Consider the following 13,246-nt stretch of genomic DNA (forward strand, 5'->3'; position numbering starts at 1 on the left):
AATTGACTGAGAACGACTTTACCGGCAACCTCTTCAAAAAAACCGGCCCCTTTCCCTAAAAACTTGACTTAAATCAAAGACAATCCCAAAAATATCTGCCACCCTAGAAATATATCAAACAAACGTTAGGAGTTGGCAATGAATAACCCAACGGTGAACTTAGAAAAAGCCGGTGGTCATCAAGTGCTCGCCGCCGCCGGCAAAACAATTTTAAGACCAGGCGGACGCACCGGCACCGAACAATTATTCCGCTGGGCAGATTTCAAAGCCGGTGACACCGTATTAGAATTAGCCTCTAGTTTTGGATATAGTGCCATCGCCCTAGCACAACGCTTTAATGTACAGGTTGTAGGAGTAGAAAAAAACCCCGAAAGCGTCGCCAGAGCCAGAGCAAATATACAAGCAGCCGGCTTACAAAATCAAGTGCAAATCATCGAAGGAGACATCTTTGATTTAGACGCCCTAAACCAGAAATTTGACTGGGTTTTTGCCGAAGCAATATTATCAATGCAATCAGCACCCGGAAAAGCCAAAATATTAGAACAAATTCGCAATTGTTTAAAACCCGGAGGCAAATTTCTTTCCCACGAACTGCTCGCCCAAAACCACGAAGAAGAAATCCGCCAAGAATTAGGGCCCCTCGCCCACACCAACACCACGCCGATTTCTGAAAACAACTGGAGGGCACTTTATGAACAAACCGGCCTCAAAGTAGAACAACATAAAACCGGCCCCATCGCCTTACTAAATCTTCCTCAAAACATCAAAGACGAAGGCATCTTACCCACCCTAAAAATTGTGTGGAACGTCCTAACAAAACCAGTTATCCGCAAACGAGTTCTCACGATGCGGCGCGTTTTCAAAAAGTATCAAAACGATTTAGGCTACATTGTCTTATGTGCCGTTGCTGAATAAAGTTTTTATCAAATTTTCAAAGGAGTTAACCATGACTGCTAAAACCCTAGAATCCGGTTCATTAACTCTCAACTTAAACGAACAAATAGAATATCCCACAGGCGGAGTATTAAGCAAAGTAATTGCCAAAACCTCTAACTGCCAATACACCCTATTTTGCCTAGCCGCCGGCACCGATATTTCTGAACATACCGCCGCCCGAAATGCCACAGTCCACGTCATAGAAGGCCGAGGAATATTCACCTTAGAAGGCCAAGAAATCGCCCTAGAACCCGGTGTTTTTATCTTCATGCCGGCCCACGCCCCCCACGCCCTCAAAGCCCAAGAAAACCTAGCATTCTTGCTCACGCTTTCTGACAACACACCCGCTGTTAATTCGTAGCTATTTCTGCTGGAAAATACCCATGCAAATCTTCCTTGTTTGGAAAAATTTTAGGCAATTTTATTGAATTAACTTTTATAGGGGGTTTAGCTAAGCATTTCTCAAATCGACAGCTACCAACTACCTATAAAAAAATTTACCCCATAGCTACCGGCCAAAAAAAGCGCCTCGGTAGCTTTTATTGTCCTAAAAAAAATCTTACCAACCTCAGCATTTTTAACACAAAACTGAAAATTTTATCAGCCAAAAATGAATAAAATCTTAAGAAATGTTGAAAAGCCACACAAAAGCTTTTGAAATAGCTACTAATAAGTTGATGGGGCTGCAAATCATGCAGTCAAATTCGCAACAATTTAACAAAATGTAAAGACGAGAGCCATAAATTAAGGAGGTTTGCCAATGGCAAATACCACAGTTATTGACACCGGCACAGCCAGCCCATCGAGAAGGCGACAACTAAGTTTGCCGGTGTGGTTAGTATTAATTTGTATCGTGGCATTTACAGTCTTGCTGATAGCCGGTGCAGCCATTTGGAAAAACGCGCCGCCGGTGCCGGAAACGATGCGTTCTCCAGCCCAAGAAATCGTCTTGACGAAACAAGAAATACAAGCCGGTCAAGAAACCTATCTCGCACGCGGCGGACAGCATATTGGTAGTATTTGGGGACACGGAAGCTATCTTGCACCCGACTGGACAGCAGCCGTATTGCACCATTGGGGATTAGCAACAGCCGGAGTTTTATATAACAACAACCCCAACTTTACACAGCAAGATTTAGAAGCCTTACCGGCCCCCCAAAGAGCCAGCCTACAAGCCCAAGTAAGCGAACAATTTAAAACCAATAGATACGACCCAAAAACCCACGAATTGCTGCTTACCGAAGCCCAAACCGAAGGCTTAAAACAAGTCTTCGATCAATACAACACCCTGCTAACTTATGGGTCATCAATTCACTCAATCCCGCGAGGTTGGTTCAAAGACGAAACCCAAGTTCGTAACGTCACCGGCTTCTTTGTATGGACAGCATGGGCAGCCGTAGCCAACCGGCCAAATGCACCCTTTTCCTATACCGCAAACTGGCCCCATGATGACTTAATTGGCAACCAACCCCCCGGTCAATTTATTATCTGGTCAATTGTCTCCGTCATCATTTTAATTGGCGGTACCGGCATCTTTTTGTTTGTTTACCTAACCCAAGAAGATCCCGACGACATACAACCAGTCCCCGCCCGTCCAGCAGTGAGAATTCCTACCCCCAGCCAAAAAGTAACCTCCCTATTTTTTGGCGTAGCAATGGCACTATTTTTAGTGCAAATTCTCATGGGAATGTTTACAGCCCACTATGCCGTAGAAGGCGAAGGATTTTATGGAATACCGATCATAAACTTCTTACCCTACGCCGCATCTCGGACATGGCACCTACAATTAGGAATTTTTTGGATAGCAACTTGTTGGTTAGCAGCAGGCTTATATTTTGCCCCTCGTTTTGGCAACTTTGAACCAAAAAATCAAGCCCTTGGCAATAGCGTTTTGCTCATTGCTTTAACCGTCGTTGTTGTTGGTTCAATGATTGGAACCTGGGAAGCAATTACCGGCGTTTTAGACATCAAAAACAGCTTTTTGTGGGGACACCAAGGCTATGAATACATCGAATTAGGGCGAGTTTGGCAAATCTTGCTAATTATCGCCATGACTTTTTGGCTGTGGTTAATGTATCGTGCCTTTAAACCGGCCCTCGTCAAAGAAAAAAATCCCACCGGTTTAAGTCACTTTTTCCTCTACAGCGCGATAACAATTCCCCTCTTTTATTCCATTGGTTTAGCCTACACCAACCACACCCCCTTAAGCATTGCCGAATATTGGCGCTGGTGGGTAATTCACCTTTGGGTAGAAGGCTTTTTTGAAGTATTCGCCACCGTTGTCATTGCCTATTTGTGTAGTGAACTCGGTTTCCTGAAAAAATCCTCAGCTTTACGCGCCACATACCTAACAACAATTTTGTATTTAGGTAGCGGAGTCATTGGCACATTGCACCACCTTTATTTTTCCGGTACGCCCACATTTATTGCAGCCATAGGCTCAGTATTTTCGGCTTTAGAAGTGGTGCCATTAACATTGATTGGGTTTGAAGTTCTCAAGACCTTAAAACTCTCCCAAGAAGCCGAAGGATTTTATCGTTGGCCGTTGCGATTTTTCATGGCTACTTGTTTTTGGAATTTAATCGGGGCCGGTATTTTTGGCTTCTTGATTAATCCCCCCATTGTTCTCTATTATTCCCAAGGTTTAAACACCACACCCATTCACGCCCACTCAGCTTTATTTGGAGTTTATGGCTGTTTAGCCTTGGCATTGATGTTGTTTTCGCTGCGGGAATTTGTGCCAGAAAAAGCCTGGAATGAAAAGCTATTAAACTTTTCCTTCTGGTGTATAAATGGCGGTTTAATTGGGATGTTAATTTTTGGATTAATTCCCAATGGTTTCTATCAACTAGCGATTTCAATTAATCATGGCACATGGTATGCTCGCAGTGCCGAAGTGATTAGCAGTCCTTGGATGCGTTGGACAGTTTGGCTGCGTATTCCGGGGGATATTTTGTTTGCAATTGGTGGTGTAGCGATGTTTTTCTTTACGGTAAATGCGATTGTTGCAATCTTTCGCTTTCCCGTTCAAACCTCAAAACAAGCAGAATTAAAGCCGGTGGAATAACACCAAAACAGATAGTTACTCACGAAGATTTGATCTAAAAACAAGCCCGCCAATAGCGGGTTTTTTTTGCAAGGAAATAGCAGGGTAATGGGCATAAATCACCCTTGCTGTCTTCAAAATTTCAGAACGCCTTATCCCGTTAGGGCTAGATTCTATTGCTTCGCGTACTATTAAATCAACTTTTCTGCCAAAAATATCGTCTAACTCTTGCTGCATTGTGACATGAGAAAGCAACCCCCACCTTTGTAGGATTCCAACGAAACTTTACCGCAAATACCCATCAAAATACCCAACCTTTAAAAATCCTGGTAGTAATAAATATGTAGTGATTAAATATTTATTGGCTCAAAACATAGTTGTAATGATGGATAAAATACCAAATAGCACCAATAGGGTTTTCTAACTTTTTAGAAAATGAAAGAGTTTTTCTTCCTAGACGTGAAACACGTTGGCGCAAAGTATTATTAAATCTTTCAATGTGATTAGTTTTTCCACTGTCTTTCCCAACTGGCTGATGGCGAGGGATTGGAAAAATACAAGCATATGCAGCCCAAAAATCTGTATAGCAAACAGCACATTGTCGATATACAGCAGGTAGAGAATTCCATAATTGTTTGGCTCCTTCTTCGCTACGAACACCAATATAAACACCAATAATTTCTCTGGTCTCTCTATCCATTGCTAACCACACCCATTGCTCCTGATCTTTGCAATCTACAAATGACCACAGTTCATCACATTCAACATTCAATCTGACTTTTTTTTAGGTTGGACCTTTACTGTGCGTTCGATTGAGGCATATTTATTATTTACCTAATCTTGATACATTTTTGAGAAACATCCGTAGTTCTGGCTATACCAGCCAAAGAAATCTTCTCCAAAAGAAGTCGCTCGATTAAATATGATTGTTTGTGAGCTAATTACTTTGTTGGTCGGATTTTCGACAAATTGGCGACCGCAACTTTGACATTTGGATTTTGGTTTTTTATTATGAATTCTACCATTTTTCACTATGTGATTTGAACCACAATCAGGGCAATTTGGTCGTGAGGGTAGCATATTATATGACTAAACTAATATTGGCAGATCCCAAGGATTTTAGCAAGAGTTACTTATGATAGCATAACTGTAATTCAATTTCCATTCCAGCGCGTAAAGAAATATTAGAATCCAAAAGTTTGATTGTGGGAGTTATAAAATTATTCTATGTATTCAATTACTGTAATTAAAATTCACTACATATTTATCACTACCAAATCCGTTGTGAGTTTATCTCGGTTTTTGGGAAAATTGCAGCAATAAACGCACTTTTTTCATTATAACCGATAAGTCATCAATTTATTTATTTTTCATTCCTTAGTAATCTTGATGAGATCCGCATAAAAGTCCAAGAAATTTTGGTATCCAACACTTCTCGTGTAATTGGTTTCCTCACCGGCTGGTCTTGGATTTTACATTTTTTATCTCTATCACATCTTTTAAAAAATGGTATTATCTCTACAGGATAGACCCGCGCTTTAAACCTTACTCAAAGGTGCTGGACAGTTTTGCTTTCCCTAAAAAGACTCAGCCTATTGTTTTGTCGGTTGCCTTCCCAATTGAAAATTTTTTGAAAGATGGTAAGCCTGAAATTGTCGAGCGTAAAGGGCGCCGGTCGCTTAATAAAACTAAAAAGCACCTCTGACTGAGAAGATTTCAAAAAGCTATGGGAGAATCACCCAGTGAAAAGGCTTCTGGGGACAAGGAGGAACGTAGCATCATTCATGGTAGCAGCCTTTGCCCAAAGGCTTTTTGGCAGGGGATTTATGTCAGAATTGAGCCGGTTAGAAGTCGCCCACAAGGTAGCCGGTTGATTACAACAACAGATTTAGACGGCAACCCCACCATCAAACCAATCTGCCAGCATTTAGGGGAAATTTACGACTTTAAGAAATCAAACGGCGTGCCAATTCGATTGATTAGGTCAAACCTTGCTCGCATTGCGTGCCGGCATTTGTTCCGAGCGCTGGTGTCGGAAGTTTGCGGGGTACAGGAAGAGTAAAAAGTTAGCGGGCCAATTAAGGCTCGTTTTTTAATTGGGGGATAAAACCGCTAGACTAAAAGATGAAACAAAAAAAATTAAAAACGTAGATGAAATAAGGAGTGCAAATGTGGCGAAATCCGCTAAATGTCTGCTAATTGGCTCAACAGAGGCTTACAGTGGCAAATCGGCCACCATTGTAGGTATCGCCCATCATCTACACTCCAAAGGCATAGAAATTGCCTACGGTAAACCCCTGGGAACTTGCCTCAGCCAGAAAGAAAATGGCGTTGATGAAGACGTGCGCTTCATCTCCAAAACTTTAGACCTACCAGAGAACCGGCTCATCTCTCCTTTAGCCTTTTTAGATGAAGCCACTATATCAAAACGCCTTCACAACGAAGACACCACCTGCTACTCTCAAACTCTCAAACAAAGCATTCAACTCACCGATCACACTTTGGTACTCCTTGAAGGCGGAAGCACCCTCGATGAAGGCATTCTCTTGAACTTGTCCCTCGTCGAAATTTCAGAAGTCCTCGAAGCGCCGGTGCTTTTAGTCGCTCGCTTTAAATCAGCCCTCACTACCGGCGTGGTTTTAGCAGCCAAACAACGATTAGGCAAACGTCTACTAGGAGTCTTCCTCAACGACATCCCCCCAGATCAAGTAGAAACTGCCCAAACAGTCGCAAAACCCTTTCTCGAATCTCGCGGAGTCCCCGTCTTGGGCATCCTCCCTCGAAGCGGTTTACTGCGAAGTGCCAGCGTCCATGAACTAGCCCACAGACTAAAGGCTGAAGTTTTGTGTCGGCCTGACCGTTTAGATTTAATGGTAGAAAGCTTGACAATTGGGGCAATGAATGTTAATGCAGCCATTAAATATTTTTCTGAACGTCGGAATATGGCAGTAGTCACCGGCGGCGACCGATCAGACATTCAAATGGCAGCCCTCGAAAGCAACACTCAATGTCTTATTCTCACCGGCCACATTGCCCCAACACAAATGGTACTCACGCGCGCCGAAGAACTCGAAGTACCCATCCTCTCCGTTGATCTCGACACTCTCACCACTGTAGAAATCATCGAACAAGCTCTAGGTCAAGTCCGCCTCCAAGAACCGATCAAAGTTCATTACATGATTCAACTCATGGGCGAACATTTTGACACAGACCGGCTGGTGGCGTTGCTTGGACTAGAAACTGCTCTACCGGCACGGTAATTTTTGCTCTGACAGAGGACACATAGGTATTTTTCTCTGCGTCCTCTGCCTTTTTCTGTCTTTAAAACAAAGTTATCTCCAACATCAATGAAAACCCATCGGCACCACCCCAGGCAAACCCAACCGGCACACCGGCTCGTCATTCAGCCTCGACACCTCAAAAACTCACACTTCACTGCTATTTTCTAGCCCATTAAACACCACTGTTAATATCCATCCTTTCTCTGGGTTTTCTGCATCGGCTGCATAGATGGGTTCGGTTGGATATGAGTTTTCTGGAAGGTTGGCTTCTGTGAGGATGCCGGTTTGGTGGTCAAATCTTGCAATGCTTCCGTAAAGCGTCGGTTTTTTAGTTTCTGGGTTAACCTGGAATCTTAGAATACTAGAGAGAATTAACACCCCCACAATTAGATGAAACTGTACGGTTCTTTGCTCAAATCTACCTACCAGAAGTGTTGGAAGAGATGGCCAAAAATCAAGCTCCATCGGCACCACCGGGGCACCATCGGTATCTCCACCGGCACCACCGACCTATTCGGATGAGGATATTGAGTGGGGATGCCTAATGATGCGGTTGTTTGCTTCTGAACCCTGGGACTATGCTCAATCTTTGGCTCAGATATTGGATGACTGGGGGACGGATTATTTAAGCCTGGTATGGCGGAAATAAGGAATTTGTTTGGCCGGTTCTTAAAAGCGTTTGCTTGGAATGTCTGTAAACAAATGGCGCTTATTGTTGGTTTAAAAAATAAAGCCTAACCTCCATTAAACTTACACCTAAAGATTGGGGTGTATTGATAACGCAGCACCTAAGATCACAGGGAAAGACGCTCGGTATCCTGAAAAGCTGAAGCCAATAACCGACTGTTAAAAGGCAAGGTCAGCAACAAACAATCCCGTTTTCAAAAAGCAAATTAATAGGAGCATCGATTCATGTATAAAACAAAAGCCTACTCCGCTGCCGGTGCAACATCGCCACTGTCCTACAGCACAGTTCAGCGACGCGATCCAACCGAACACGATGTACAGATTGAGATTCTTTTCTGCGGTATCTGCCACTCTGATGTCCATTCGGTGCGTAATGAGTGGAGCGATTTCGTATCTACTACCTACCCAATAGTCCCCGGCCATGAGATTGTCGGGCGTGTTACTCAGGTCGGTTCGGCAGTAACAAAATACAAGGCAGGGGATCTCGTGGGGGTTGGCTGCATGGTTGATTCAGACCGTACTTGCCCCCATTGCAAAGCTGGCTTTGAGCAGTTTTGCCAAAATGTAATCTTCACTTACAACTCCCCAGACAAGCACAAGACTGCTCCCGTCACATACGGGGGCTACTCTGATAGCATTGTTGTTGATGAAAGCTTTGTTCTGCGCGTTCCCGACAATCTCAATCTCGCCGGGGTGGCGCCGCTCCTCTGTGCTGGAATTACAACGTACTCGCCCCTGCGCCACTGGGGCGTTAGCGAGGGCAAAAAAGTTGGTGTAGTCGGTTTAGGTGGGCTGGGTCACATGGGTGTGAAGTTTGCCCATGCGTTCGGGGCCCACGTTGTCGTTTTCACTACCTCGCCCGGCAAAAAGGAAGACGCACTCCGCCTCGGTGCCGATGAAGTGGTGGTTTCTCGCAATGCTGAGGAGATGCAGAAGCACGTTGGCAGCTTCGATTTCATCCTTGATACCGTCTCCGCCAAGCACGACATCAACGCCTACCTCAACCTGCTGCACCGCGACGGCAATATTACTCTGGTCGGTGCACCGGAGAAGCCTCTGGAAGTCGCAGCATTCAGCCTAATCATGGGCCGGCGCAGTCTCTCTGGCTCTATCATTGGCGGCATTGCTGAAACCCAGGAGATGCTCGACTTTTGTGGCGAACATAATATCACTGCTGATGTCGAAGTTATTCCCATCCAGAAGGTTAACGAAGCCTACGAACGACTGCTTAAATCGGATGTGAAGTACCGCTTCTCTATTGACATGGCTTCTCTGAAATCTCAATAACCAGGTTTTGATTAACTATGTAATCCTGGGTTTGAGTTTGATTGTGGGGATTTGGACAAACTTTAGATTTGTCTAAATTCCATGTTTTTAATGCTTTTTTAGGCGTTGCATCGTAGAGCGGAGGTAAAGCAAAGGCAAGTTCTTATGGGCTGTGCTGATTGCGCCCGCCACAAACTTGGCAAGAATGGGCATCATAATGGCAAACAAAACTACTTGTTTTGTCTCACTCCGTCGCTCAATGGAATGGGGTTATGAAGGCGTGCAAAACGAACCAAAGATTACTATTTCTTCCTCTATGGCCGGTATTTGACATCGCTCGAAGACACTGGTTAAAACTGGTGGCTTATATCAGAGGCTAATGTCGATAGGAAATGCGCGGTTCTTCTGCCGGCCAGGATAATTGGCTCTTGAAAAATTTACAGTTTGACTGAGTAAATGGTATAATCAAATTTAATAAAATTAGCAAAAAATCAACCTATGAAATTAAAAGTTACGGAACACAGATTCCTTTGGATAAAGAGTTTCTGGCCGATACAAATTTTCTAAAGTTTCTTTCTTTTTGGTATCAAAAGTAATAATAAAATTGTCTTCTTATCTATATTTTACCTTAAGTCTACCAATGTTTTTAAATTGATGATCCCGATTTTTAGTAGTTTTTATTGTTGGCTTTTTTTGGGCTTTCTTTTTCACATATCCATGCTTTTTTAATAATTTGGCAACTAAGGGGATACTAATGGTAAAACCTGCTGCTCGTAGTCCAGAAGCTATTTCTTTATGCGTCAAATTTGTCCTGATTAACTTATTAATTGGGTCTCCGGCAGCGTGTTATTTGAAAACTTCTAAAAATGCTACATCAATGCCGCTTTGAGTAGACAAAATACTTTTTCTTACCCCTACGAATCTTTCTGATTCTGGAACTATTGAGTGTCTGGTTGTCCATTTTTTCGTGCATCTTCTATTCCCTTGACGATAGTATTTCGACTGCCTCCCAAAAGTTGCATTATATAGCTAATTCCACCCCATCCTAATTTTTTAGCTTAAGAAAGCTGCATACCTTCTTTTATCGTTTTCTGATAATAATTTATAATTTTTTTTTCATTTATGACTCAATTGAACTAGAATAAAACATGGATTTAAAAGTAAATTAGGATAGTTAAGTAGAAAAATCCGTTGTGAGTTTATCTCGGTTTTGGGGAAATTTGCCAAAAACGTACTTTTTCCATTAGAACCGATAAGTCATCAATTTATTTATTTTTCATTCCTTAATTGATAACGCTTAATAAATATGACTAAATAGATAAAACTAAACCCCCAAAACCTCCCTATGGAAACACCCACCGAAAAAACCTTCATCACCGAACATACCGCCAAAACCATAGAAATACACGACCCCAACAACCTCAATACAGCCCTAACAAAACTTGGCCTTAAACCTTCAAAGCCCGTCCTCGTCCTCGTCGGCGGAGCCAAAGGCATCAGCGAAACCGATATGGAACGCCTGCGCTCACAATTTGTGGAAGTCATCGCCCCCATTGTCGAAGCCCAAAAAGCCACCATTATAGACGGAGGCACCGATGCCGGAGTTATGCAATTAATCGGTTACGCTCGCGCCCAAAACTCTGCCACATTCCCCCTCATCGGCATTGCCCCCGCCGCCAAAGTCGCCCTCCAACCCGGCCAACCGGGAACCCCCCTTGAACCCCACCACACCCATTTTCTCCTGGTTCCCGGCACCCACTACGGCGATGAATCCCCCTACATTGCCCGTGTAGCAAGCCTTTTAGCCTCCTCCTCCCCTTCCCTTACCCTCGTAGTCAACGGCGGCGAAATCACCTACAAAGATGTAACAGAAAGCCTCAACGTAGGCCGGCCCGTCATCACCCTCGACGGCACCGGACGCACCGCCGACCAACTCGCAGCCGCCTTGCGCGGCGAAGACACAGACATTCGTGCCAAAAACTTAGTCAAAACCGGCAACATCAAATCAATCAACCTCCTCGATGGTTCAGCCTCCCTTGCCGCCACCCTTCAAAAAATGCTTTCCTCATAAAAAGACCGCTTCAACATCACCGGCCGGTTTAACTTCCAAGGCAACAATTTAGTTTTTGTCCTAGTTAGCGGTAGTGACGAATTCGCAATCAGCCAATACTATTAAAACTCAATAGACCTAATAATTATGGCTATTAAAAACCAGGCCGGTTTCCTTCAGAAAAAAAACACTTCCTACCGCAAGCTCCGCTCATTCCAACTTTTCACTATTAGTTAAACCGCTGCGCCGGCCCCAGCCAAAAGATAAACATTATTAAAGAATTCAACAGGAAAAATAATGAAAAAAAAGACTTCCTCTAGCAGCCGGTTCAAGCAAGAAATGAGCGAAATGATCGATATTCTTGAGTTGAACGACGTGCAAAAGCGGTTTATGAAATCCCGATGGTTAGATCAGCTAACCTGGCTTTCCAGTCGGGCAAAATATTCTCAAACTTGGTACTACCGGCTCCGCATGATGACAATCGTTGGCGGTGTCATCATCCCCGCCTTAGTCAGCCTCAATATTAACGACAGCAAACTCAGAGAATCCCTTGTCTGGCTCACCTTCGGACTCAGCCAAGCCGTCGCCATTAGCGCCGCCGTCGAAGAATTCTTTCATTACGGCGAAGGCTGGCAATTCTTACATTCGATCCATCAATATGTTATTCTCGCCCAGAACCCTATCTATCTTAATCGCTCATACTTTGCTTTCATTGAGCAGGAGAAAGTTCTTAGCATTTAAAACTTCTACTTCCTTTCCACCCAGCATCCAATTTACTACAATCAGAGATACTTCCGGCTTCCAATCTCAATATAGCATATTATTTTAAGAATCTTTTCTTATAGCATTTGCTATTATTCTTGATTTTATTCAAATTATTTGTACATAAAGGATAAAAGCTAAAAATATGAATAAGAAAGCATTTTTCGTAAATAATCACTAATCTTTTAAAACGGTAGTTACTATCAGCAAAACTATCCACACACCTATTACTTTTTGCTGAAATTTCGCAAATATCCTCGATCCGCAGGGCCATCTATATGACGATTTCGCAGGCAACACACAACAATCAAACGCTAAATAGCACCGTTGATCGCTATGCTCTAGTGTTGGAAAAAATAGAAATGCTCTCCGCTTCCAAAACATTGCCCTCTCCTGAGCAAGTGCTAGAAGTTTTAATCGCACGCGATGCAGTCGCCGAAATACTCAGTGCCGGTCTATCAACAAACACCCAAACCCTAGCCTTCATTATTGAGCTTGATGAACATTTAAAAAAACACCAAGTGATAATCGCAAAGGCCGGCAAACTCGATGAATGGCGTAAAAGCTTACACCCCCCCGATACAGCTTGGTGGTGGTTTTTTGAAGATCCTAAAGAAATTCATCCCTGGGATCGCTGGGATTGGCTATGGGAGGCTCTGACGGCGGTAGCACTGGTTCTCTCTGGTAGCTATATGCTAAACACTATGCAAGCTTTTTCCGTTGGCGGCTTGGGAGTAGCAGAAACCTTTGGTACCCTTACACAAGCGGCTGGGTTAGCACTGGTTGGCAAAGGCGCACCAACAACTGATGGAAAACAAAAAGTAAAAGGCGGTTTGAAAAAATCCCCAACAAGAATAAAAGTTTGCTTGACGGGTGCCGGTGGGCAAATTGATTCTCCCAGAAGTCGAGTTTTCAACCGGCGCTTACTCTAGGTCATCAAACAAATTGTCAGAGTTTGAGCAATCAGATTTGATGACGATTTCCGCCTCTACTACCTTCTTAATCAAATCAAGACAATATATGTCGAGGGTGCTTATCTGTTTAATGATTTCGTCTGTTAATTCGAGTTTGGTTGGGTGCATGGTTGTCTATAAATAAATTTCAGTGAAACATCGAAATTAACAGAAAGTTAAAGGGCAATAAAAAGTTCAAACCAAGCACTGATTTCTGGAACAGAAGTTAACGCAGGGAGAAAAATATAACACTCTCCAGTCGAGA

Annotated in this window: 12 protein-coding genes and 1 pseudogene; 9 read left to right on the forward strand and 4 right to left on the reverse strand. The window is 43.4% G+C overall.

Annotated elements, in window-relative coordinates:
* The first annotated feature begins 138 nt into the window (after positions 1 to 138).
* The 3 genes from NG798_RS20495 (at position 139) to NG798_RS20505 (ending at position 4,003) form a co-directional block, all read left to right on the forward strand.
* On the forward strand, positions 139 to 915 hold the full coding sequence (locus NG798_RS20495; protein ID WP_261225563.1) for a cyclopropane-fatty-acyl-phospholipid synthase family protein: 777 nt from the start codon (positions 139 to 141) through the stop codon (positions 913 to 915).
* Positions 916 to 946: 31 nt separating this feature from the next.
* Positions 947 to 1,297 carry a cupin domain-containing protein gene (locus NG798_RS20500; protein ID WP_261225564.1) on the forward strand — a complete coding sequence of 117 codons (351 nt, stop codon included), beginning with the start codon at positions 947 to 949 and terminating at the stop codon, positions 1,295 to 1,297.
* 399 nt (positions 1,298 to 1,696) lie between these two features.
* Positions 1,697 to 4,003, forward strand: coding sequence for a nitric-oxide reductase large subunit (locus tag NG798_RS20505; RefSeq protein ID WP_261225565.1), 2,307 nt, complete (start codon positions 1,697 to 1,699; stop codon positions 4,001 to 4,003).
* A 337-nt stretch (positions 4,004 to 4,340) separates the two neighbouring features.
* Here NG798_RS20505 and NG798_RS20510 read toward each other — a convergent pair.
* A pseudogene (locus tag NG798_RS20510) lies at positions 4,341 to 5,062 on the reverse strand (IS1 family transposase).
* Between the two features lie 646 nt (positions 5,063 to 5,708).
* Between NG798_RS20510 and NG798_RS20515 the strand changes: the two are divergent.
* Together NG798_RS20515 and NG798_RS20520 are read left to right on the forward strand one after the other, a co-directional pair.
* Positions 5,709 to 6,044, forward strand: coding sequence for a hypothetical protein (locus NG798_RS20515; RefSeq protein WP_261225566.1), 336 nt, complete (start codon positions 5,709 to 5,711; stop codon positions 6,042 to 6,044).
* A gap of 109 nt (positions 6,045 to 6,153) precedes the next feature.
* The gene (locus NG798_RS20520) at positions 6,154 to 7,242 is read left to right on the forward strand and encodes a phosphotransacetylase family protein (protein WP_261225567.1); all 1,089 of its coding nucleotides are present in this window, start codon (positions 6,154 to 6,156) and stop codon (positions 7,240 to 7,242) included.
* Between the two features lie 165 nt (positions 7,243 to 7,407).
* On the opposite strand, the gene NG798_RS20525 is transcribed toward NG798_RS20520, so the two are convergent.
* Entirely contained in the window at positions 7,408 to 7,728 is a 321-nt protein-coding gene (locus NG798_RS20525; protein ID WP_261225568.1) for a carotenoid oxygenase family protein, read from the reverse strand.
* Positions 7,729 to 8,175: 447 nt separating this feature from the next.
* Between NG798_RS20525 and NG798_RS20530 the strand changes: the two genes are divergently transcribed.
* A complete protein-coding gene (locus NG798_RS20530) occupies positions 8,176 to 9,237 on the forward strand; it encodes an NAD(P)-dependent alcohol dehydrogenase (protein WP_261225569.1) in 1,062 nt (353 codons plus the stop codon).
* A 591-nt stretch (positions 9,238 to 9,828) separates the two neighbouring features.
* Here the strand turns inward: NG798_RS20530 and NG798_RS20535 are convergent.
* A complete protein-coding gene (locus tag NG798_RS20535) occupies positions 9,829 to 10,020 on the reverse strand; it encodes a hypothetical protein (RefSeq protein ID WP_261225570.1) in 192 nt (63 codons plus the stop codon).
* Positions 10,021 to 10,561: 541 nt separating this feature from the next.
* Here NG798_RS20535 and NG798_RS20540 point away from each other — a divergent pair.
* The 3 genes from NG798_RS20540 (at position 10,562) to NG798_RS20550 (ending at position 12,960) form a co-directional block, all read left to right on the forward strand.
* Positions 10,562 to 11,287, forward strand: coding sequence for a hypothetical protein (locus NG798_RS20540; protein WP_261225571.1), 726 nt, complete (start codon positions 10,562 to 10,564; stop codon positions 11,285 to 11,287).
* Positions 11,288 to 11,563: 276 nt separating this feature from the next.
* On the forward strand, positions 11,564 to 12,007 hold the full coding sequence (locus tag NG798_RS20545) for a DUF4231 domain-containing protein (protein WP_261225572.1): 444 nt from the start codon (positions 11,564 to 11,566) through the stop codon (positions 12,005 to 12,007).
* A 299-nt stretch (positions 12,008 to 12,306) separates the two neighbouring features.
* Entirely contained in the window at positions 12,307 to 12,960 is a 654-nt protein-coding gene (locus NG798_RS20550; protein WP_261225573.1) for a hypothetical protein, read from the forward strand.
* Here the strand turns inward: NG798_RS20550 and NG798_RS20555 are convergent.
* Positions 12,952 to 13,110 carry a hypothetical protein gene (locus NG798_RS20555; protein ID WP_261225574.1) on the reverse strand — a complete coding sequence of 53 codons (159 nt, stop codon included), beginning with the start codon at positions 13,108 to 13,110 and terminating at the stop codon, positions 12,952 to 12,954. The genes NG798_RS20550 and NG798_RS20555 overlap by 9 nt on opposite strands.
* Between the last annotated feature and the right edge of the window lie 136 nt (positions 13,111 to 13,246).

Source organism: Ancylothrix sp. D3o (genome assembly GCF_025370775.1).
GTDB lineage: Bacteria > Cyanobacteriota > Cyanobacteriia > Cyanobacteriales > Oscillatoriaceae > Ancylothrix.

Bases quoted from the DNA above. Each gene is read 5' to 3' on its own strand.
- NG798_RS20515 (WP_261225566.1), top strand. From the start codon at position 5,709: ATGGGAGAATCACCCAGTGAAAAGGCTTCTGGGGACAAGGAGGAACGT.
- NG798_RS20525 (WP_261225568.1), bottom strand. From the start codon at position 7,728: ATGGAGCTTGATTTTTGGCCATCTCTTCCAACACTTCTGGTAGGTAGA.
- NG798_RS20505 (WP_261225565.1), top strand. From the start codon at position 1,697: ATGGCAAATACCACAGTTATTGACACCGGCACAGCCAGCCCATCGAGA.
- NG798_RS20495 (WP_261225563.1), top strand. From the start codon at position 139: ATGAATAACCCAACGGTGAACTTAGAAAAAGCCGGTGGTCATCAAGTG.
- NG798_RS20555 (WP_261225574.1), bottom strand. From the start codon at position 13,110: ATGCACCCAACCAAACTCGAATTAACAGACGAAATCATTAAACAGATA.
- NG798_RS20530 (WP_261225569.1), top strand. From the start codon at position 8,176: ATGTATAAAACAAAAGCCTACTCCGCTGCCGGTGCAACATCGCCACTG.
- NG798_RS20500 (WP_261225564.1), top strand. From the start codon at position 947: ATGACTGCTAAAACCCTAGAATCCGGTTCATTAACTCTCAACTTAAAC.
- NG798_RS20545 (WP_261225572.1), top strand. From the start codon at position 11,564: ATGAAAAAAAAGACTTCCTCTAGCAGCCGGTTCAAGCAAGAAATGAGC.
- NG798_RS20540 (WP_261225571.1), top strand. From the start codon at position 10,562: ATGGAAACACCCACCGAAAAAACCTTCATCACCGAACATACCGCCAAA.
- NG798_RS20550 (WP_261225573.1), top strand. From the start codon at position 12,307: ATGACGATTTCGCAGGCAACACACAACAATCAAACGCTAAATAGCACC.